At 37.9% G+C, this 253-nt stretch carries 1 protein-coding gene; it reads right to left on the bottom strand.

The window, feature by feature from the left end:
* On the bottom strand, positions 1-253 hold a 253-nt coding region (locus KVT34_RS30635; protein ID WP_483311472.1), incomplete at both ends, for an amino acid kinase family protein.

The following is a 253-nucleotide window of genomic DNA, read 5'->3' as shown; positions in this document are numbered from 1 at the left end:
TAAAGGGGATGGAAGACATGACGCGCACTTCTTTATTTGTTTTACTTGTTAACACGCCGCGTAGCATTAAGCTATTAATGATTGTACCTAACGTACCAATATTATCAGCTTCTACACGATCAATTCCCCATTCTTCAGCTAAATGGCCTCTGAAAATGTTACCGCCACCCATGACGATAGATACCTCGATACCTAAATCAACATTGGATAAAATTTCATTTGCGATATGTTCTAATCTTTTGGAGTTAAAGCT

It is taken from the genome of Paenibacillus sp. GbtcB18 (assembly GCF_019091125.1).
Lineage (GTDB): Bacteria > Bacillota > Bacilli > Paenibacillales > NBRC-103111 > Paenibacillus_F > Paenibacillus_F chitinolyticus.
This window is presented reverse-complemented; position numbering and strand designations above follow the sequence as displayed.